The organism is Delftia sp. ASV31, assembly GCF_016428765.1.
GTDB lineage: Bacteria > Pseudomonadota > Gammaproteobacteria > Burkholderiales > Burkholderiaceae_C > Comamonas > Comamonas acidovorans.
The window spans coordinates 12,739-33,259 of sequence record NZ_JAELTK010000058.1 but is presented as its reverse complement, the minus strand read 5'-3'; the positions used below and the strand labels follow the sequence as shown (position 1 = coordinate 33,259).

Annotated in this window: 18 protein-coding genes and 1 riboswitch; of the genes, 12 read left to right on the top strand and 6 right to left on the bottom strand. The window is 66.8% G+C overall.

All coding sequences use genetic code 11. The features are described 5' to 3' along the window. The first annotated feature begins 1 nt into the window (after position 1). The 7 genes from JHD82_RS19635 (at position 2) to JHD82_RS19605 (ending at position 7,579) form a co-directional block, all read left to right on the top strand. Positions 2-685: a 2OG-Fe(II) oxygenase gene (locus JHD82_RS19635; protein ID WP_199138269.1), complete on the top strand. Its 684-nt coding sequence runs from the start codon at positions 2-4 to the stop codon at positions 683-685. A gap of 12 nt (positions 686-697) precedes the next feature. Next, positions 698-1,017, top strand: a riboswitch (cobalamin riboswitch). A gap of 120 nt (positions 1,018-1,137) precedes the next feature. After that, entirely contained in the window at positions 1,138-3,294 is a 2,157-nt protein-coding gene (locus tag JHD82_RS19630) for a TonB-dependent receptor (protein ID WP_199138257.1), read from the top strand. Further along, complete coding sequence (locus tag JHD82_RS19625) at positions 3,294-4,346, top strand: ABC transporter substrate-binding protein (RefSeq protein ID WP_043822394.1); 1,053 nt, start codon at positions 3,294-3,296, stop codon at positions 4,344-4,346. The genes JHD82_RS19630 and JHD82_RS19625 overlap by 1 nt, the downstream gene beginning before the upstream one ends. Then, the gene (locus tag JHD82_RS19620; protein WP_199138256.1) at positions 4,333-5,418 is read left to right on the top strand and encodes an iron ABC transporter permease; all 1,086 of its coding nucleotides are present in this window, start codon (positions 4,333-4,335) and stop codon (positions 5,416-5,418) included. Before JHD82_RS19625 ends, JHD82_RS19620 begins: the two co-directional genes overlap by 14 nt. After that, positions 5,415-6,203 (top strand): ABC transporter ATP-binding protein, encoded by a 789-nt coding sequence (locus JHD82_RS19615; RefSeq protein WP_199138254.1) that lies wholly within the window; start codon positions 5,415-5,417, stop codon positions 6,201-6,203. The genes JHD82_RS19620 and JHD82_RS19615 overlap by 4 nt, the downstream gene beginning before the upstream one ends. Continuing rightward, entirely contained in the window at positions 6,190-6,969 is a 780-nt protein-coding gene (locus tag JHD82_RS19610; protein ID WP_233174810.1) for a (2Fe-2S) ferredoxin domain-containing protein, read from the top strand. The genes JHD82_RS19615 and JHD82_RS19610 overlap by 14 nt, the downstream gene beginning before the upstream one ends. A gap of 37 nt (positions 6,970-7,006) precedes the next feature. Further along, on the top strand, positions 7,007-7,579 hold the full coding sequence (locus tag JHD82_RS19605) for a zinc-ribbon domain containing protein (RefSeq protein WP_052151713.1): 573 nt from the start codon (positions 7,007-7,009) through the stop codon (positions 7,577-7,579). Here the strand turns inward: JHD82_RS19605 and JHD82_RS19600 are convergent. Continuing rightward, positions 7,551-8,507, bottom strand: a complete 957-nt coding sequence (locus tag JHD82_RS19600) for a LysR family transcriptional regulator (protein ID WP_034366977.1) — start codon at positions 8,505-8,507, stop codon at positions 7,551-7,553. The genes JHD82_RS19605 and JHD82_RS19600 overlap by 29 nt on opposite strands. A 166-nt stretch (positions 8,508-8,673) precedes the next feature. On the opposite strand from JHD82_RS19600, the gene JHD82_RS19595 reads away from it, so the two are divergent. Beyond that, positions 8,674-9,999 (top strand): serine hydrolase, encoded by a 1,326-nt coding sequence (locus JHD82_RS19595; protein ID WP_185070594.1) that lies wholly within the window; start codon positions 8,674-8,676, stop codon positions 9,997-9,999. Positions 10,000-10,125: 126 nt separating this feature from the next. After that, the gene (locus tag JHD82_RS19590) at positions 10,126-11,958 is read left to right on the top strand and encodes a methyl-accepting chemotaxis protein (protein ID WP_065345819.1); all 1,833 of its coding nucleotides are present in this window, start codon (positions 10,126-10,128) and stop codon (positions 11,956-11,958) included. A gap of 55 nt (positions 11,959-12,013) precedes the next feature. On the opposite strand, the gene JHD82_RS19585 is transcribed toward JHD82_RS19590, so the two are convergent. Beyond that, positions 12,014-13,006, bottom strand: coding sequence for a tripartite tricarboxylate transporter substrate binding protein (locus JHD82_RS19585; RefSeq protein WP_192366883.1), 993 nt, complete (start codon positions 13,004-13,006; stop codon positions 12,014-12,016). Between the two features lie 268 nt (positions 13,007-13,274). Between JHD82_RS19585 and JHD82_RS19580 the strand changes: the two genes are divergently transcribed. Further along, positions 13,275-13,943 carry a GntR family transcriptional regulator gene (locus JHD82_RS19580; RefSeq protein ID WP_199138250.1) on the top strand — a complete coding sequence of 223 codons (669 nt, stop codon included), beginning with the start codon at positions 13,275-13,277 and terminating at the stop codon, positions 13,941-13,943. 85 nt (positions 13,944-14,028) lie between these two features. Here JHD82_RS19580 and JHD82_RS19575 read toward each other — a convergent pair whose 3' ends face one another. Then, a complete protein-coding gene (locus JHD82_RS19575; RefSeq protein ID WP_199138248.1) occupies positions 14,029-15,630 on the bottom strand; it encodes a gamma-glutamyltransferase family protein in 1,602 nt (533 codons plus the stop codon). Between the two features lie 281 nt (positions 15,631-15,911). On the opposite strand from JHD82_RS19575, the gene JHD82_RS19570 reads away from it, so the two are divergent. Next, a complete protein-coding gene (locus tag JHD82_RS19570) occupies positions 15,912-16,613 on the top strand; it encodes a GntR family transcriptional regulator (RefSeq protein WP_199138246.1) in 702 nt (233 codons plus the stop codon). Between the two features lie 21 nt (positions 16,614-16,634). On the opposite strand, the gene JHD82_RS19565 is transcribed toward JHD82_RS19570, so the two are convergent. Next, positions 16,635-17,618, bottom strand: coding sequence for a DNA-binding protein (locus tag JHD82_RS19565; protein WP_199138244.1), 984 nt, complete (start codon positions 17,616-17,618; stop codon positions 16,635-16,637). A 261-nt stretch (positions 17,619-17,879) separates the two neighbouring features. Between JHD82_RS19565 and JHD82_RS19560 the strand changes: the two genes are divergently transcribed. Continuing rightward, entirely contained in the window at positions 17,880-19,031 is a 1,152-nt protein-coding gene (locus JHD82_RS19560; RefSeq protein WP_199138267.1) for a site-specific integrase, read from the top strand. Between the two features lie 36 nt (positions 19,032-19,067). Here JHD82_RS19560 and bioB read toward each other — a convergent pair whose 3' ends face one another. Both bioB and JHD82_RS19550 read right to left on the bottom strand, forming a co-directional pair. After that, complete coding sequence (gene bioB, locus JHD82_RS19555) at positions 19,068-20,129, bottom strand: biotin synthase BioB (protein WP_012205605.1); 1,062 nt, start codon at positions 20,127-20,129, stop codon at positions 19,068-19,070. A gap of 28 nt (positions 20,130-20,157) precedes the next feature. After that, positions 20,158-20,484, bottom strand: a complete 327-nt coding sequence (locus JHD82_RS19550) for a hypothetical protein (protein WP_199138242.1) — start codon at positions 20,482-20,484, stop codon at positions 20,158-20,160. Positions 20,485-20,521 lie beyond the last annotated feature (37 nt).

Below are 20,521 nucleotides of genomic sequence, written 5' to 3'. Positions count from 1 at the left end.
AATGGACAGGCTCAACAGCCAGGATCGCTTCGCCCGCCTGGATTGGGCGCGGATTGCCGCTGAGCTCGATGCCGAAGGCCATGCCCTGCTGCCGCAGCTGCTGACTGCGGATGAAAGCCGCGCCTTGGCCCGCGAGGCGGCAGCCGCGTCTGGCCTGCCGCCCTGCGTGCAGGCATGGCGCCCGGTGCTGTACGGGCATCTGCTGGCCCTGGCCAACCGCTGGCGCGAACACATGGGCATGCAGCCTGGGTTGCCAGGCTGCTTCGAGGATTTCATGCGTCCGGGCCGGCAAGCAGGCCAAACGCAGCCGCAGCCACATCTGCTGCGCGTGCCGCAAGCGGGTCATGCCCCGCTGCGTTCATACAGCGAAGGTGCGGCGGTGTTTCCGCTGCAGCTGGTGCTGCTGCTGTCCCGGCCGGGCCAGGATTTCGAGGGCGGCGAATTCGTGATGACCGAGCAGCGCCCGCGCATGCAATCGCGCCCCATGGTGCTGCCGCTGGGCCTGGGGGATGCGGCCATCATCGCCACGGGGCCGCGCCCGGTGCGCGGTGCGGCGGGCTTTTACCGCGTGCACCTGCGGCATGCCATCAGCCGCGTTCACCGTGGCGAATGGCTGGGTCTGGAGCTGCTTTTGCACGACGTGCCCCAGGCGCCAAAGGCTCTGCAAACAGACCGCTGGCTATAATGCCGCGCCTGCAAAGGCATCCGTGCAACAGGTGTCCGCATGCCAGCCATGGGGATGAAACGGGAACAAGGTGACTGCCAGCAAATGCTTTTTGCGCTGCCGGCACAGGCCTTGGCTGCCCCCGCAACGGTAAACAAGTCAAGGCGCTCCATGCCTGTCCCGCCAGTCTCCGCAACCCTGCGGAGGGGCGATGACAGGCTGTCACTGGTTCATGGCGTGGTCTGCAACATGCAGCTTTTCGCGGGTGGATTGGGAAGACGGGGCGCTGGGCGCAAGGCATGTCCTTGCGCCGCTTGTGAGCCCGGAGACCGGCCTGCTGCGTTTCGCGCCTGCTGTGCAGGCGTTTTCTTGACTGTCTGCGGGGTGCGGATGGCAACGTCCTGCGCCCTTTCCTCCCACGCTGGCTGGAGAGGTGGCAGTGCCTTGCTTTCGCATCAGACGGTCGAAGACCGATGTTCGAAATGCATTCTTCCTTTTCCAGGGTTTCCAGCGCTCGCGCTGCCCAGTCCCTTTCCGTGCGACTGAGCCCGCTGGCCCTGGCCTGCGCCTTCATCTGCCTGCCGGCGCAGGCTCAAACCCAAACGCCCACGCCAACGCCCCCATCAACCGCCCTGCCCGAGGTCCAGGTCACCGGCCAGGCCGAACGCATCGGCCAGCAACTGGCCCAGCCTGCGCGCTCTGCCAGCCATACCGGCGTCTCCAACCAGGAAGTTCCGGCCAGCGTGGACGGCGTCTCTGCCGAGCAGATGCAGGAGCGCGGCGACTACGCCCTGGTGGACGCCGTCACGCGCACCGTGGGCCTGACGGCCAGCAGCACGCCGGGCAACGGCGGCCTGGCCTTCAGCAGCCGCGGCTTTGCGGGTGTCAATTCCGTGGGCGTGGCCGAAGACGGCATGGTGCTGGGCGTGGCTGCGGGCACCACGGCCTATCCGGGTGACAGCTGGGGCTACGAGCGCATCGACGTGCTGCGTGGACCGGCCTCGCTGATGTTTGGCAGCGGCACCATGGGCGCCACGGTCAACGCCATCCGCAAGCAGCCCAGCCGCACCAGCTCGGCCGAGGTGCTGGTGGGCGCGGGCACGGACGACACGCTGCGCCTGGGCCTGGGCGTGACCGGCGCCCTGGGCGCCTATGCCAGCTACCGCATCGACAGCTACACCGCCCGCAGCGCAGGCGAGCGCGATCTGGACCAGTCGCGCAACGGCAAGTTCATGAGCACGCTGCGCTTGGAGCCCACGAGCGACCTGCAGATCGACCTGATCGCCGACCGCAGCGTGCAAAAGCCCAGCCGCTACTGGGGCACGCCGGGCCTGGACGGCAAGGTGGTGGAGTCCCTGCGCGACCGCAACTACAACGCCGAAGACAGCGTGCTGCGCTATGCCGACGAGCGCCTGCGCGCCAAGGTGCAATGGAAGGCCAATGACTGGCTGACGGTGCGCAACGAGCTGTATCACGTGAAGTCCGACCGCCACTGGCGCAACATCGAGGCCTACGCGCTCAACCCCGCCACCTGGACCGTGGGCCGCTCCGACTATCTGGAAATCCTGCACGACCTGGAGCAGACCGGCAACCGCCTGGGCCTGAACGTGGACCGGGGCTCGCACAAGATCGCCATGGGCTGGGAGGCCGCGCGCATCAACCTGCGGCTGTCCAACAATTCGCCCTATGGCGGCTCGTCCACGGTCTCGGCCTGGGACCCCGTGCATGGCAGCTGGGCCAGCCCCGATCTCACCGCCGCCAAGACAGAAACCGGCGTGACCCAGCATGCCCTGTACCTGGAAGATGCCTGGCGCATCAGCAACCGCTGGCTGGCCATGGCCGGACTGCGCCGCGATGTCTACGACTTTGCCAGCCACTCGCTGGTGGGTGGCACGGATTTCAACAAGACGCTGGCCGCCACCTCCTGGCGCCTGGGCCTGACCTATGAGCTGGCCCGCAACACCCATGTCTATGGGCAGATCAGCTCGGGCCACGATCCCGTCAACAGCCTGGTCTCGCTGAACCTGGCCAATACCGCCTATGCCCTGAGCAAGGGCCGCCAGGCCGAGATCGGCATCAAGCAGCAGGTGGCCGGCGGGCGCGGCGAGTGGACGCTGGCCGTGTTCGACATCAAGAAGGACAACATCATCACGCGCGACCCCGACCGCCCGGCCATCTCCATCCAGGGCGGCAGCCAGTCCTCGCGCGGGGCGGAAGCCACCGCCGCCTTCCAGGCCACGCCCGCCCTGCGCGTGGAGGGCAATCTTTCCTATGTGGACGCCCAGTTCGACAAGCTCATCGAGGCCGGCGGCAACCGCGCAGGCAACCGTCCGCAGAACGTGGCCAAGACCACGGCCAACCTCTGGGGCCACTACCGCGTGGGCGCCTGGCAGGCCTCGCTGGGCCTGCGCTACGTGGGTGACCGCTTTGGCAACAACGCCAATACCGTGAAACTGCCCGCCTACACCGTGGCCGACGCCGCGCTGAGCTGGCAGATGGACCCGCGCACCACCCTGAGCCTGATCGGCCGCAACCTGGCCGACAGGGTCTATGTGGGATCGAGCTACGGCAGCCAGTTCCTGGTCGGGCAAGGCCGCCGCTTCGAGATCGCGGCCCATATCCGGTTCTGATGGCCATGGCGCGCTCCAAAAGCCTCCACGGTCTCCACGGCCTGTGCGCTGGCGCCCTGGCGGCCACCCTGCTGCTGGCCGGCTGCTCGCGCAGCGATTCCGGCACCACCAGTGAACTGCCGGCACCGGCTGCCGCACCGCAGGCGGCCGTGACCGTCAATGTCTGCGGCAGCCCCGTGACCTACGCCAGCGCACCGCTGCGCGCCGTGACCCATGACGTGAACATCACCGAGATGTTTCTCTTCCTGGGCCTGGGTGACCGGCTGGTGGGCTACAGCGGCATCACGCAGGCCAAGCAGATCGACCCGGCCTTCCAGGCCCAGCTGGCCCGCGTGCCGCGGCTGGCGGAGCGCGAGATGAACCTGGAGGCCATCCTGGGCGCCTCGGCAGATTTCGTCTTCGGAGGCTGGAGCTACGGTTTTCGCCAGGGCCAGGTCACGCCCGAGGTGCTGCAGCGCCACGGCATTGCCTCGTACGTGCTGTCTGAATCCTGCATCCGCGTGGGGCCGCGCAGCCAGGTGGCGCTGGAAGACGGCCTGACCGACCTGCGCAACCTGGGCCGCATCTTCCGCATCGACGCCCATGCCGAGCAACTGGCGCAGGGGCTGGAGCGCGACCTGAAGGACCTGCGCGAGCGCATGCAGGGCGTGCGGCAGCGGCCTTCGGTCTTCGTCTACGACAGCGGCCAGGACATCCCCGTGACCGTGGGCCGCTACGGCATGCCGCAGGCCATGATCGAGGAAGCGGGCGGGCGCAACATCTTCGACGACATTCCCAGCAACTGGCCTGCAGGCAACTGGGAGGACGTGGTGCAGCGCAACCCGCAGTGGATCGTCATCATCGACTACGGCCAGCCCCATGCGCAGGGCAAGATCGACTTCCTGCTGGCCAAGCCTGAGCTGGCCGGCGTCGATGCCATCCGCGAAAAGCGGTTCTTCGTGATGACCTATGCCGAGGCCACGCCCGGCCCGCGCAACATTGCGCGGACCCGCGCCCTGGCGCAGGCCCTGCACCCCGACCGCATGCCGGCGCCCAGCCATGCGGCCAACTGACTCCCGCTGGCCCAGGCGCCCGGGCGCCGCCAGCCTCTGGTGCCTGCTGCTGTTCGCGGCCCTGTTGTTGGTGATGACGCTGGCCATCACCTGGGGACCAGTGGACATGCCGGCCGGCACGGTCTGGCGCATTGCCTGGAGCCGGCTGCTGCAGGTGCTGGGCATGCAGCCGCCGCCGCTGGAGGGCATCACGCCGCAGCACCAGCAGATCGTCTGGCTGATCCGCATGCCGCGCGTGCTGCTGGCGGCCCTGGTGGGCGCGGGGCTTGCCGTGGTGGGCACCATCATGCAGGCCATGGTGCGCAATCCGCTGGCCGATCCCTATCTGCTGGGCGTGTCCTCGGGCGCGTCGGTGGGCGCGGTGGCCGTGCTGGCCTTCGGTGCGCTGGCCTCGGCCGGCATGTACGCCCTCACGGCCGGGGCCTTTGTGGGGGCGCTGGCGGCCACCGTCGCCGTCTACCTGCTGGCGCGCTCCCAGGGCCGCATCCATGCCACGCGGCTGATCCTGGGCGGTGTGGCCATCGGCTATGTGCTGGCAGGCGTGACCAGCCTGATCACCCTGTCATCGGGCCAGCGTGACCTGGCCAATGCCCTGCTGACCTGGACGCTGGGCAGCCTGGCCGGCACGCAGTGGGAGGAACTGGGCATTCCCGTTGCCGTGCTGGCTGCGGGAATGCTCTGGCTGGGGCTGCAGACGCGCCCGCTCAACGCCCTGCTGGCCGGTGACGAGGCCGCCGCCACGCTGGGCGTGGACACGGCACGGCTGCGGCGCGCACTGTTCCTGGCGGTGTCGCTGCTCACGGGCACCATGGTGGCGGTCAGCGGCGCCATCGGCTTTGTGGGGCTGATCGTGCCGCACGCCGCGCGCATGCTGGTGGGCACGGACCACCGGCGCGTGCTGCCCGTGGCCGCCCTGGCCGGCGCCCTGCTGCTGGTGCTGGTGGATCTTGTCGCGCGCACGGCCTTTGCGCCCATGGAACTGCCCGTGGGCGTGATCACCTCGCTGATCGGCGGACCCTTCTTCGTCTGGATGCTGGTGCGCCAGCCGGTGCAGGGAGGGCGCGGCCCATGAAGCTGCAAGCCCAGGACCTGTGCTGGAGTGCCGATGCCCGGCGTGCCGACGCCCGGCGCATCGTGGACCAGGCCAGCCTCGCCCTGCACAGCGGCGAATGCGTGGGGCTCATCGGCCCCAACGGCAGCGGCAAATCCACCCTGCTGCGCATGCTCTACCGCGTGTTGCGGCCCGACGCAGGCTGCGTGCTGCTGAACCAGCGCGACATCCGGGACATGACGGCGCGCGAGTTCGCGGCCCAGGTCTCGGTCCTGGCGCAGGAGGCGCCACAGAGCTTTGACTTCACCGTGCGCGAAGCCGTGATGATGGGCCGCATCCCCCATCAGTCCCCCTGGGCGGGCGACAGCGCCGAGGACCTCGCCGGCATGCGCCAGGCGCTGGCCCAGGTGAATGCCCTGGCGCTGGAGGAGCGGCGTTTTTCCAGCCTGTCCGGCGGCGAGAAGCAACGCGTGCTCGTGGCCCGCGCGCTGACCCAGCAGCCTCGGCTGATGCTGCTGGATGAGCCCACCAACCACCTGGACATACGCCATCAGCTGGAGTTGATGTCACTGGTCCGGCGCCTGCAGATCAGCAGCATCGTCGCCCTGCACGACCTCAACATCGCCGCCCACTACTGCGACCGTCTCTATCTCATGGAACAAGGCCGCATCGTTGCCCATGGCACACCGGCGCAGGTACTGACCCCGGCCACCATCGGCCAGGTCTACGGCGTGGCTGCCGAGGTGGACATCCATGCCGCCACCGGCCGGCTGCGCATCAGCTTCATTCCCGATGAACTCCTCTGAAACATCCATCCCGCCCGGGCCCGACGCCGTGATCGTGCTGGGCCGTGGCGGCACGGGCGCCGCCTCGCGCCAAAGCCTCATCGAACTGGCCGATGCCTTGCGCCCGAAGCTGGAGCCGGCCTGCAAGGTCGTCACATCCTTCGTGGACAAGGCCGCCCCCTCGCTGCCTGCGGCGCTGCAGCAGTGCCTGCCGGCCCGCTCCATCGTCGTGCTGCCCCTGTTCTCGCCCGACGAGCCTGCCCTGCTGCGCTGGCTGCACAAGCTGGCCATGCGCTGGCGCTCGCAGTTGCCGGACCAGGGCGTGCAGGTGCGGTTTGCCGACCATCTGCTGGGTGCTGCGACCATGCCCGCGCTGCTGCTGTCTCAGATGGCCCAGGCCCTTCAGGCCCCAGATATTGCCGAGACCGCTGGCGACCAATGGCAGCACGATCCCCAGGCCTGGTCCCAGGTGCCGGACCACCAGCACCACGCCCTGGTCTGCACGGGGCCGCGCTGCACCGCCCTGGGCGCCGTGGCCGTCTGGCAAAGCCTGGGCGAGGCCGTGCAGGCCAGCAGCGAACTGCGTGCCAGGCTGCGCCTGCTGCAGACCAGCTGCCAGTACCCCTGCAACCATGGCCCGCTGGCCATCGTCTATCCGGACGGCGTCTGGTACGGGCGGCTGACAGTCGGGAATGCGGCCCAGGTGGTGGAGGCCCATGTGCTCTCGCGGCAGGTTTGTGCGGAGCACCACGTGCACGGGCCTGTGGAGCTTTTCTCGGACTCGTGAGACCATATTTCGCCAAGCATTCCCCTGATCAAATCCGATGACGCTTGATCTGCCCGACGATATCGTTGCCCATCCCCTATATGGCTCGAAGCCGATGCACTCAGGCGTCAGCCTGCCCAATGCGGTCTTTGCCCGCGCTCATTGGAGCTATGGCAGTGAACGCTTTTTCCCGGAATCAGCCCTCATCGCTGATACCACCAAGCAAAATTACAACGTCTTCCCCCGCTATTGCTACGTCGACATCCTCAAGCATTGCAGAGGCTGTGACCGCCCCTTCATCTTTTTTGCGATGGAGCAGAAGCACTGGTTCGAGACCTTGCGTTTCTATGTCGATGCTGACTGCGTCCATTGCACGGAGTGCGGCAAATCGCGGCGCAGGGCTAAACGACGCGTGACCCTCCATGCACATCTTGCGAAAAAGAAGGATTTGAGCGACGAGGAGTTCATGCATTTCGTGGACAACACAGTCCACTTGCTCCAGGCCGGCTTTCTCAAGAATCTCTCCAGACTGGGGCAACTGAAAAACCGGGCCATGGCACGCATGCCCGAGTACAGCGGCACCAGGCAGTTGGAAGAGGCCCTCAGGTGCCTGCGGGCAGGGTCTTCTTGACGGCAGGCTGTGCCGTCTCCAGCTTGGCCAGCCTCACCGCCACAAAATCCCGCAACGCACGCACCAGCGGCGTAAACTGCCTGCGACTGGGGGCGACCAGGAACAGCGGCACGCACTCGGTCGTCCAGTCGGTGCACAGCGCAAGAAGGCGGCCCCGGGCCAGGTCCTCGGCCACGTCGAAATACGACTTGTAGGCAATCCCTCGCCCGGCCACGGCCCAGCGCCGCACGGCATCTCCGTCATTGGCCACATTGCGGCCGCGCACCCGCACATGGACGGGCTCAGGTACGGCAGCCCCCTGCCCTGCCGGCCAGAAACTCCAGCGGTCGTGCACTTCCTCGCCCAGCATGAAGCACAGGCAGTCATGTCCGGCCAGGTCGTGGGGGGTGGCGGGTGCGCCACGCTGCTGCAGATAGGAAGGCGCGGCGCAGAGCACGCGGCGGTGCGTGTCCGACAGCGGCAAGGCCACCAGGCTGGAATCCTGCGGCCTGCCATAGCGAAAAGCCGCGTCCACAGGCTCGCTGTAGACATTGGCCGCGCGGTCGGACAGGTGCAGGCGCAGATCCACGCCTGCGTGCTGGCTCTGGAACTCGTCCAGCCAGGGCATGAGCACGTTGCGGCCCAGGTCGGAGGGGGCGGCCAGTTGCAGCGTGCCGCGCAAAGCGGCCTGGCCGCCAGCCAGCTGGTCGCGCACCTGGCGCAGGCCGGCCAGCGCGGGGCGGCAGTGCTCCAGAAACAGCTCGCCCTCCTGCGTGAGCCGCAGGCTGCGCGTGGAGCGCACGAACAGGGTCACGCCCAGCTCTGCCTCCAGCCGCTTGAGCGCTGCGCTGGCCGCAGCCGGGGTCAGGTCCAGGGCACGCGCAGTGGCCGAGAGGCTGCCGCTGTCTGCGGTGCGCACGAAGATATCCAGGTCTTGCAGGCTTTTCATGGGCGTTCGCCAGGCTTTGATTTTCAAAAACTATTTGAAGCTTAGTCCAACGAGCAAGCCATTTGTCGCGCTTGCGCCAACTGGGCGCACGGCCTGGGATGGAAGCCGGCTTCCATCCTTTGGCAGCGGATCTTGGCGCCGCGGCAACCGTAGTATGGTTGCCGCCATGCAGCTCAAACATTTCGCCGGTGCCCTGGCTGGCAGCCTTGTGTTCGCCACAGCCACGGCAGGGGTCACCGCAGCCAAGACCCCCTCCTATCCCGATGCCGATGCCAGCGACCCCGCAAAGCTGGGCTGGATGGTGGGCTCGCCGCCACCGCCGGACCGCATGCTGCGCTTCGACGACGGCTCCTATTTCCAGTTTCCCGCCATGCGCTGGAGCGTCTCGCACTTTCGCCAGCTCATGCCCACGGTGAATGTGTCGCGCGGCCTGGCGCCTGCAGCGCCGCTGGCCCAGGCGCTGCGCGAAGACATCGACGAGTTGCGCTTCACGCCATTGGGTGCCAGCCAGCCCATGACCTGGCGCGATTCGCTCAAGGCCAACTACACCGACGGCATCGTGGTGCTGCACAAGGGCCGCGTGATCTATGAGCGCTACTTCGGCGTGCTCAAGCCCGAAGGCCAGCACGGCGCCATGTCGGTGACCAAGTCCTTCGTCGGCACGCTGGCGGCCATGCTGGCTGCCGAGGGGCAGCTCGACCCCTCGCGCCGCGTGTCGGAATACGTGCCCGAGCTGGCGGCCTCGGCCTTCGGCAATGCCACGGTGCGCCAACTCATGGACATGACCACGGGCATACGCTTCAGCGAAGACTATGCGGACCCGCAGGCCGAGGTCTGGGCGCATGCAGCGGCCGGCAACCCGCTGCCCAAGGCCAAGGACTACACCGGGCCGCGCAGCTACTACGAATTCCTGCAGACCGTGAAGCCCGAAGGCGTGCACGGCAAGGCCTTCGGCTACCGTACGGCCAATACCGATGCGCTGGGCTGGGTGCTGGCGCGCGTGAGCGGCCAATCGGTGGCCGATCTGCTGTCCGAGCGCATCTGGAGCCGCCTGGGCGCCGAGCAGGATGCCTACATGTCGGTGGACTCCACAGGCACGCCCTTTGCAGGCGGCGGCCTGAACCTGGGCCTGCGGGACCTGGCGCGCTTTGGCGAGATGCTGCGCAACCGGGGCCAGTTCAACGGCCAGCAGATCGTTCCCGCAGCGGCCGTGGACGATATCCGCCGGGGCGGCGATGCGGCGGCCTTTGCCAAGGCCGGCTACAAGCTGCTGCCGGGCTGGACCTACCGCAACATGTGGTGGGTCACGCACAACGCCCATGGCGCCTTCGCCGCACGCGGCGTGCATGGCCAGACCGTGTACATCGATCCCAAGGCACAGATGGTGATTGCGCGCTTCGCCTCCCACCCGGTGGCCGGCAATGCGGCCAATGACCCGACCTCGCTGCCCGCCTACGAGGCGCTGGGCCGGCTGCTGGCTGGGGAGCGCTGAAGCACTGAAGGGGCGGGAATTTCCCGCATAGGCTTCGGCGGCCAGGGGGCACCGCCTGGAAGAACGCGTATTGTCAAGAAAATTTGCTAACGTATGTAGCATCTTCTTGCAATAAGTAATTCTTCTATGTTCCAGTCCCTGCGTGCGCGACTCATCGCGCTCAGCGTGGCCATCGTCACCGTGGCCATGCTGGCCCTGGCCATTGCCAACTTCCTCACGGTGCAGCGCCATGTGCTGTCCACCCTCGACGACCAGAGCCGCCAACTGGTGAACGCCCAGGCCCAGGTTCTGGGCGAATGGGTGGCGACCAAGCGCCTGCTGACCCATACCCTGGCGCAGGCGGTCGATACGCCGGACCCGCGTGCCGTGGTCCAGGCGCTGCGCGACGGCGGCGGCTTCTCGGACGCCTACTTCGGCTACACCGACAAGCGCATGTTCTTCCTCAACGAGATGGCTGCCGACTACGACGTGACGGCCCGCCCCTGGTTCAGGCAGGCGCTCAAGGAAGGCAGGCCCATCGTGACGGCGCCTTATCTGTTTGTCTCTCCACCCGAAGTGGGCGTGACCTTTGCCGAGCCCGTGGGCCCTGCCGGCAATCCCGTCGCCGTGGTCGGCACCGACGTGCTGCTGACCACCGTGGTGCGCACCGTGGGCGCCATCCGGCCTACGCCGGGCAGCTTTGCCTTCTTGGTGGATGAGGCGGGCGCCATCGTCACCCATCCCGATCCAGCACTCACGCTCAAGCCCGTCTCCGCGCTCTCGCCCCAGTTGCGTGCCGACGCCATCCAGGCCCTGCCCAAGGCGGACACCGGCATGCGCACGGCCGTCGGCGGCAAGGACTTCCTGCTCTACGGCCAGGGCGTGCCCGGCACGAACTGGCAACTGGTGGTGGCCGTGCAGCGCGACGAGGCGCTGTCCGCGCTGGGTTCGCTGCTCAAGGTGTCGGGCGCCATCGTTGCCATTTCGCTGATCCTGGCGATTGCGCTGCTGGGCGCCGTCATCGCCCGCGTCACGCGCCGGCTGGCCGTGGTGCGCGATGCGCTGGAAGACATCGCCTCGGGTGACGGCGATCTCACGCGCCGCCTGTCGGTGCAAGGCAACGACGAACTGACGCAGATTGCGCGCGCGTTCAACCACTTCACCGACAAGATCGCCTCGGTGCTGGTGCGCATCCGGGAATCGTCCGAGACCGTGCGCCATGCTTCCACCGAAATCGCCAGCGGCAACCAGGATCTGTCGGCACGCACCGAGCAGCAGGCCAGTTCGCTGGAGGAAACGGCTGCCGCCATGGAGCAGCTCACTGCCACCGTGCAGCACAACGCCGAGAATGCGCGCCAGGCGCGCCAGCTGGCCAGCAGCGCCTCGGACATCGCCACGCATGGCGGCACCGTGGTGGACCAGGTGGTGCGCACCATGGGCGGCATCGAGCAGTCCTCGCACCGCATTGCCGACATCATCGGCGTGATCGACTCCATTGCTTTCCAGACCAACATCCTGGCGCTGAACGCCGCCGTGGAAGCGGCCCGCGCCGGCGAACAGGGCCGGGGCTTTGCCGTGGTGGCCTCCGAGGTGCGCACGCTGGCCCAGCGCAGCGCCACGGCCGCCAAGGAAATCAAGGCGCTGATCGACGACTCCGTGGGCCAGGTCGATGCCGGCAGCCGCCTGGTGCAGGACGCGGGCGCCACCATGGGCAAGGTGGTGGAAAGCGTGCAGCGCGTGACCGCCATCGTCACCGAGATCAGCAATGCCAGCCAGGAACAGAGCACGGGCATTGCCGAAATCGGGACCGCCGTCAGCCAGATGGACCAGTCCACCCAGCAGAACGCGGCCCTGGTCGAAGAGGCCACGGCCGCGGCGCAGTCGCTGCAGCAGCAGGCCGCGCAACTGGCGGACGTGGTGGCAGGCTTTCGGCTGGACAGCGAATCATCCCGGTCCAGAAGCATCGCCCTGCATAGGTGAAATCTGCACCGCACGGCAGGCAACCCACCGCCCTGCCCCCGCGGCCCCGGTCCGGTTACTGCAGCGCGATTGCGGCCTGCCGCACCAGCTTCTCCGTGCGGGGGACCTCGGTTTTGACGAAGGCCTCGAAGTCGGCAACGCTGCCGCCACGGGCTTCAGCGCCGGTGGCCACCAGGCGCTCGCGGAACTCCGGCGTGTTCAGCAGCTTGTTGATCTCGGTGTTGAGCCGGGAGACCACGGCCGGCGGCGTGCCGTGGCTGGCCACGATGCCGTACCACGGGGCGATGTCAAAGCCCGGATAGCCTTGTTCGGCAATCGTCGGGATGTCCGGGGCCATGGCGGCGCGGCTTGCGGTCGATACGCCCAGGGCCCGCAGCTTGCCGGCCTTCACCTGGGGCAAGGCGGTCATGATGGTGTCGAAGTACAGGGAGACCTGGCCCGATATCAGGGCCGGAATGGCCTCGGCCGCACCCTTGTAGGGCACATGCACTATGTCGATGCCGGCGGCCTGGCGCAGGAACTCGCCAGCCATGTGCGAGGTCGTGCCGGCCCCGAAGGATGCATAGGTCAGCTTGCCGGGGTTTGCCTTGGCATAGGCCACCATCTCAGCCAGCGTACTGAACGGCAGGGACGGATTCGCCAGCAGCACATTGGGCGTGACCGCCACGATGGCCACCTTCTCGAAGGCGTCCGGGTTGTAGCTCAGCTTCTTGTACAGAAAACGGTTGGTGACCATGGAGGCCGGCCCGCTCATCAGCAGGGTGTAGCCGTCGCCCGGGGCCCGGGCGGCGGTGTCGCTGCCGATCATGGCGGCGGCACCCGGCTTGTTTTCCACCAGCACGGGCTGGCCCAATGAATTGCTCAGCCCGGCGCCAACCTGCCGGCTCAAAAGATCCGTGGCGGACCCGGCCTGAAAGGGGACGACGATGCGAATGGGCTTGCTGGGCCAGGCGCCGGCCCCCTGGGCAGAGGCTTGAGCGGATGCGACAAGGGCCAGGGCAGACAGCAGGGCCGTGGCCAGGGGAGTGCGGAGCGTTTGGAGAGGCATGGTCTTCATCAGGTTGGAGAGCAGGCATGGCGAAGGAACAGGTTCCGGCTGCCATGGGGAAAATGCATAGATATTTAGATATTTGTATCCAATCATGCAGAAGACTAGCAAGCAATAATCGAACCAGCTCTAGGGAAAACCGCCTCTTGCCACCACCTGCACCGGCATGGCTGCGTGGAAACCGGCACAAACGGGGTCCGGGAGGCGCAGGCAGGTCCCCGTAGAATCGGCGGGCCCCCTGCCCGGGGCGAAAGACACCGGATAAACCATGCTGACCGACCGACGCGCCTCGTTTGACACTGTCCATGCCACGGCACAGGAAGAGGCCTACCAACACATCAAGCGCGGCATACGCACGGGCGAACTGCGCCCGGGCATGCGGCTGGCACCGGATGACATCGCGGCCGAAATTGGCACCAGCCGCATGCCCGTGCGCGAGGCGCTGAACCGCCTTGCCACGGAGGGGCTGATCGTCAACCGCCCCAACCGTGGCTCGGTGGTCCGGGTGCTGACCGAAAAAGAGGTGCGCGAGGTGTTCGCCATGCGCGCGGTGCTGGAGGGCCTGGCGGCCACCCTGGCGGCCGAGAACGTGACCACCAATGACATCCACGATCTGGAGCAGTTGCTGCAGCGCATGCACCGCAACGGACTGAATGCATCGGAATGGATCACGGCGCACCGCCAGTTCCACGAGCGCCTGTGCACCATTGCCGACGCTCCCCAGCTGATGCGGCAGATCGCGTCCCTGCACTCAGTCTCCGAGCCCCTGATGCGGGTGTGGCTGGAGGGCAAGCCATCGACGGACTACGTGCACGACAGGCACGAAGAACTCATAGGCGCATTGAAGGCCAGGGATGGCGCAAAGGTGGAGGCCCTGATGCGCGCCCACATCCTGCGCACGCTTCCAGGCATCCTCCAGGCGAACCAGGCCGACTGAAATCTGCGCTGAAATCCGCACTGAAAGCCGCGCCGGCCCCTTCGCTGTCACGACAGCCTGGAGCCAGCGCGCAGGCTGCCGTCCGTCAGGAGCGGTTGGCGCCCATGGCGCAGCCGTCCTTGCGGTGGTCGGATGCGCCGTGCAGCACACCGTTGTCCCAATCCACCCGGATGGCCTGGGCGCCGCCGATGGCAGGATAGCCGGGCGCCACCAACTGGTAGCCCTGCTGCTCCAACGCCTGCGCGACATGCTGCGGCAAGGTGCTTTCAACCTCGACCTTGTCGGTGCCGGGAATGGGGAACAGCCGGGGCAGATCGCTGGCAGCCTGGATATCGCAGCCGTAGTCGATCACCTTGGACAGAAAGTGCGCATGGCCCATGGCCTGGTAGTGGCCGCCCATCACGCCGAACACCAGCTCCACGCGGCCATCCTTCGTGGTCATGCCGGGGATGATGGTGTGCAGGGGCCGTTTGCCGGGCCCGATGCAATTGGGGTGGCCCTCAGCCAGTTCAAAGCTCTGGCCCCGGTTGTGCAGCAGCACGCCTGATTTGGGCGCCATCAGGCCGGAGCCGAAGGGGTGGAAGATCGAGTTGATGAAGCTGGCGCAGTTGCGATCCTTGTCCACCACCGAGATGTAGACCGTGTCCTTGTGCTCAGCTGCCGCATTGGTCGCCGGGGTCTTGAAATGCTCCGGGAACTCGCCGTTGCGCAGCTGGCCGGCCAGCTCCTGCGACAGCAGATAGTCGATGTCCACATCGGCGAAGCGCGGATCGGCCAGCAGCGCATCCCGCACCCGGTAGGCCATGCGCGTGGCATCGATCTCGGCCTTCAGCCGCTCGGGCGAGAGCGGGTCCGTGCCCGGCTCCAGGCCCTGCAGAATGTTCAGCAGCAGCAGGGCAATGATGCCTTGGCCCGGAGGCGGGCACTCGTGCACCACATGGTCTCGGAACCTGCTCTTGACCGGCTGCACGAACTCGCCACGATAGGTGGAGAAGTCCTCAAGCGTGTGCACGCCACCGAGGCTGCGCAGATAGGAGACGATGTCCTGCGCGACCTCTCCCTCGTAGAAGCCGGCGCGGCCCTGCTCGGCGATTTTGCGCAAGGTGGCGCCCAACTGCGGCTGGCGGTGAACCGATCCGATGGCCGGTGCCTGGCCATCGACCAGCATGATGTCGCGCGCGGTGGTGGCGGCCAGCAGTTGCGTGTGCATGGCCCAGTCGGTGCCGGCGCGCGGCGCCACGGCATAGCCCTGCTCGGCGAAGCGGATGGCATCTTCCAGAAGGCGGCCCATGGGCAGCCGGCCGAACCGCTCCGTCAAGGCGACCCAGGCGTCCACGGCGCCAGGCACCGTGACCACGTAGGGCGACTGGCGGCGCAATTGCTTTTCCTCGCCCGAGGCAAGAACGGCCTTCAGGGAGGTGGCCTGGGGCGCCCAGCCGGCGCCGTTGTAGGCCGTGATCCGGTCGGAGCCCTTCTCGCTGTACAGCGCAAAGCAGTCTCCTCCAATGCCGGTGGAGCCAGGCTCCACAACGCACTGGACCGCACAGGCCGCGACGGCGGCATCCATGGCGGTGCCGCCGGCCTCCAGGATGCGAACAGCGGCCTGGGTGGCGGCCGGGTGCGAGGTTGCCGCCATGCCGTGCGTGGACATGACGACGGAACGGCCAGGATTCTGGAAATTACGCATAACGGTTCTTCTTCCTTGTGTTGCTGGGACTTGGATTTCGGGCAATGAATGGGGGGCCGGTCTGCCAACGCTGCTTGCAGCGAACCGCCATCGACGCAGGGCGCGATGGCAGCCTCGAGATTACCGTATCCTGATATCTTTGTATCCAATTTTTCCAAAGATACCCAAGCAATCACCATGCCTGGATTGGCCATACACAATGCACCATCAGAGTGCGCCCTGGAACCTGACAGCCAAACCTAAAATGACGACCGGGCTCCGCCCACCCCAGAAACATCACCATGCCGCCACTTGCCACCCCCTCGCCCGATGCGGCACAGACCAGCGCCCACGAAGAGGCCTACCAACACCTCTCTCATGGCATCCGCATGGGGCTGCTGAAGCCGGGCGACAGGCTGGTGGCCGATGACATCGCCAACTCCATCGGCATGAGCCGCATGCCGGTCCGCGAGGCCTTGCGCCGGCTGACTGCGGAAGGCCTGTTGGTCATGCCGCCGAACCGGGGCGCGATCGTTCGGGAGCTTTCCGAGAGCGAGGTCATCGAGGTTTTCGAGATGCGTGCCGTGCTCGAAGGCCTGGCCGCAGCCATGGCCGCCAGGCGCTGCACCCAGGCGGTTGTGGACGACCTGCAGGATCTGCTTTTGAAAATGAAGCGCTGCGAGAGTGACCAGTCGGAATGGATCACGGTGCACCGGCGCTTTCACGAGCGCTTTTGCCGCATCAGCGCAGCCCCGCGCCTGTGCGAGCAGATCTCGGCCCTGCATTCGGTGGTCGAGCCGCTGATGCGGATCTGGCTGGAAAACAACGAGCCCTCGCCGAAGTTGCAGGAGCACCACCAGCAACTGGTGGCCAGCCTGCAGGCCGGTGACCCGGATCGCATGGAGCGCGAAGTGCGCGCGCATGTGCGTGGAACGGTAGACAGCATCACGCAGGCCATGCGCAGACATCGGCCGCCCCCAGGCAAATCGCGCGCCAAGGCCTGACCTTGGCCTGGGCGATACGCCCTAGCCTCTCCTGTCCTTGAGGCGCGTCATGGAGCGGCGCGCCGCGGACAGGCTGCCGCGCCGGCCCAGCGAAAGCCCCGTGCCGGCATCCGGCAAGGCACCGCCAGCGGCCAATCGCTGCTGCGCCTCCAGCAGGCTGCGCAGGTCCGCCGCACGCTCCTGCGCCAGGGCGGCCGCATTCTGGGCGGTCTGCAACTGGGAGTGCAGGCTCAACTGCTCCTCCTCACTCTTTTCATAGCGGCCTTGCAGCTCTGCAAGGCGGGTCGCTGCCTTGCGCTCCTGCTCGGTGGCTGTCTTGCGCGCAGCCGCCAGTTCCTGGCGTGCACGGTCCACTTCGTTGAGCATGTGGCGCTCATTGCCCGCGTATTGCTCGGCCATGCGCTGGCGCTCCAGCGCGGCGGACTGCATTTCCTCGCCATGCTTTTGCTGCAGCGCCTCGCGCTGGCGGGCCGCTTCGGCCAGCGCATCGCGCATTTCCTCCAGACGCTCGTCGCGGTCCTGCAGCTGCTGCTGCATTTCATCCAGCCGGCGCGACAAGTCCTGCGACTGCGCCTGAGCCACTTGCAGGGCCTGGTCCATGGCCTCTTTCTGCGCCTGCATGGACGCCTCGCGCCGCGCCATTTGCTCTTGCTGCTCCTGCAGCTCGGCCTGCGTGGCCTGCGCTGCTTCCTCGCGCGATTGCAGCGCGGCGCGGGCGGCTTCCATGGCGGCTTCCTGGGCAGCGTCCCAAAGCTGCTGCGCCAAGCGCTGAACGGGATCGGGCACGGACGAGGGCAGCAGCTCGCCCTGCCCTGCCGCCACGCCCAGGCGCTGGCCCAGGGTGGCAAACCAGGTCTCCAGCATCGGGCTGACGGTATTTGGCGAGCCTCGGCCGATTTGCTGGCGCACGCGTTCGATGGTCGGCCGCAGGCCCTGGGCGATCAAGGCGTCTGCCGCGGCCCAGACATCGGCTTCCTGCACGCCGCGGGTGGATGTTTTCTGCATATCGTGAACTATTTTCCAGATTACCAACGATAAGTGGTTGTTATCGTGAGTTATTTTAATTCTACGTAATACATCATATGTTAGATGTATTAAATATTACATATGAAATTTTCATACGGTATGGATACGTACATTACACGGCTTTGCCCAGGCAAAGGGCCGCCGCAGCCTCTGGAAAGCTTGGAAACTGAACTTTGCATGGCCTGCATGGCCGCAGGCTCCGTGGCGGGCGGTCCTGCTGCGTCGGGCGACAATCCACGGATGCGCAACGGCCCCTTTTCGCTGATTCCCCAAGACCAGCCTCTGGAAGACACACAGCAAGGCAGCACCCTGCCCTCTGCAGGGCTGGAGCCTGCCGCCCAGCAGGCCGTGCGCGAGTTGCTGCGCGAGGGCGAATCCACCAACACCAGAAACAGCTACCAGAGTGCGATGCGCTACTGGGCCGCCTGGCATGCGCTGCGTTTTGAGCGGCAGATGCAGCTGCCGCTGGATGTGCCCTGCGTGCTGCAGTTCATCATCGACCACGCCCAGCGGCAGACGGGCGCGGGCCTGGCCAGTGAAATGCCGGCGCACATGGACCGCGCCCTGGTCGAGGCCGGATACAAGGCCCGCGAAGGCCCCCTGTCGCACAACACGCTGGTGCACCGCATGGCGGTGCTTTCCAAGGCCCATCAGGTGCACGGTTTGGCCAATCCTTGCCAGGACGGCGCGGTGCGCGAGCTGATGTCGCGCACGCGCAAGGCCTATGCGCGGCGCGGCGAGCAGCCGGCCAAAAAGGATGCGCTGACGCGCGACCTGCTGGAGCAATTGCTGCAGACCTGCGATGACAGCCTGCGCGGCCGCCGTGACCGCGCCCTGCTGCTGTTCGCCTGGTCCAGCGGCGGGCGCCGCCGCTCGGAGGTGGCCGGGGCCGACATGCGCCACCTGCGCGCCGTGGGGCCGCAGGAATTCATCTACACGCTGGCGCACTCCAAGACCAACCAGTCCGGGCGGGATGTGCCCGAGAACCACAAGCCCGTGACCGGGCGCGCGGCCCAGGCGCTGGCCGATTGGCTGCGTGCCGCCGCCATACAGGAAGGGCCGATCTTCCGGCGCATCCGCAAGGGCGGCCATGTGGGCGAGCCCCTGTCGCCGGCGGCCGTGCGCGACATCGTGAAGCAGCGCTGCGCGCTGGCGGGCGTGGAGGGAGATTTTTCGGCGCATTCCCTGCGCTCGGGCTTTGTGACCGAGGCCGGGCGCCAGAACGTGCCCCTGCCCGACACCATGGCGCTGACGGGGCACAGCAGCGTCAATACGGTGCTGGGCTATTTCCGTGCGGATTCCGCGTTGAGCAACCGTGCGGCCCGGCTGCTCGATGCCGGCGACGACGATGCGGCCGCCGCCGTGCAAGGCAGCGGCCGGCCGCAGTCCTGAGCCGCTGGCTCAAAAGAGCTCAAAAGCTCAAAAAGCTCACTCCTGTACCGAGGTCCGCGTGCCGCTCAGGCCCAGCTTGCGCAGCAGCGTGGTGTCGGCTTCCACATCGGGGTTGCCGGTGACCAGCAGCTTGTCCCCGTAGAAGATGGAATTGGCGCCAGCCATGAAGCACAGGGCCTGCACGGCGTCGCCCAGTTGCTGCCGGCCCGCCGACAGGCGCACGCGCGCCGTGGGCATGGTGATGCGCGCCACCGCGATCACGCGCACGAAGTCCAGCGGATCGACAGGCTCGCTGTCCGCCAGCGGCGTGCCGGGCACGCGCACCAGGCTGTTGATGGGCACGGATTCGGGATGGGGGTTGAGATTGGCCAGCTGGGCGATCAGGCCCGCGCGGTGCACAGGCGCCTCGCCCATGCCGATGATGCCGCCGCAGCACACGCTGATGCCCGCGCCGCGCACGGCCTTGAGCGTGTCCAGGCGATCCTGGTACTGGCGCGTGCTGACCACGTCCTGGTAGTACTCGGGCGCGGTGTCCAGGTTGTGGTTGTAGTAGTCCAGGCCCGCTTCGCGCAGCGACTGCGCCTGATGTGGCTGGAGCATGCCCAGCGTGGCGCAGGTCTGCATGCCCAGACCCTTCACGGCGCCGATCAGCTCGTTCATCTTCTCGATGTCGCGGTCCTTGGGCGCGCGCCAGGCCGCGCCCATGCAAAAGCGCGTGGCGCCCGCGTCCTTGGCGGCCTGGGCGGCCCGCGTGACTTCGTCCACGCTCATGAGCTTTTCCGCCTTGACGCCGGTATCGAACTCTGCCGCCTGTGGGCAGTAGCCACAGTTCTCCGGGCATCCGCCCGTCTTGACCGACAGCAGCGTGGCCAGCTCGATGTCGCCCGCAGGCCAGTGCTCGCGGTGCACGCTCTGGGCCTGGAACATCAGGTCCATGAAGGGCTTGTCCAGCAGTTCCTGGATGGCCTGCACGCTCCAGGCGCCTTCAAACGGCAGCGTGTCGCTTTTGGAGGGGCGTGCGTGCCATTGCAATGGGCTGCCGGCCGCAGGCTGTGCGGAGGTGGCGGAAGTCGTTGGGGTGGTGCTGCAGGCGGTCATCAAAAACTCCTCTGTGGGTCTGCTTTTTTCATTCTGATGAGCAAAAAAAGCCTTGGGAATGAAAAAGCCGGCTCCTTGGCAAAAATAGTTGCTCTATTTTCATGGCCTGCAAAAAGAGCGAACTTCGCTTATTTTTGAGCGATGTTCGCGGCGTTTTGGCAGAAGTTTTTCTGCCTGCATGCTTCATGTCGCAAGCGCGCAGCCATTGGCGGCCAACATCGCTCAATTGTCCGATGCAGGCCGAAAAAGATGTGCAAGCGGGCGCCGGCCTTGATTCCCAATACCTGCCAGATGCCTCTCCAAAACGACCACAATGGGTGCCCGCCGTCGTCGCCACGGCGGTTTTCATTGCCACGGCCCGTGCTTCCACCCGCTTTCCACCACTTTCCCCC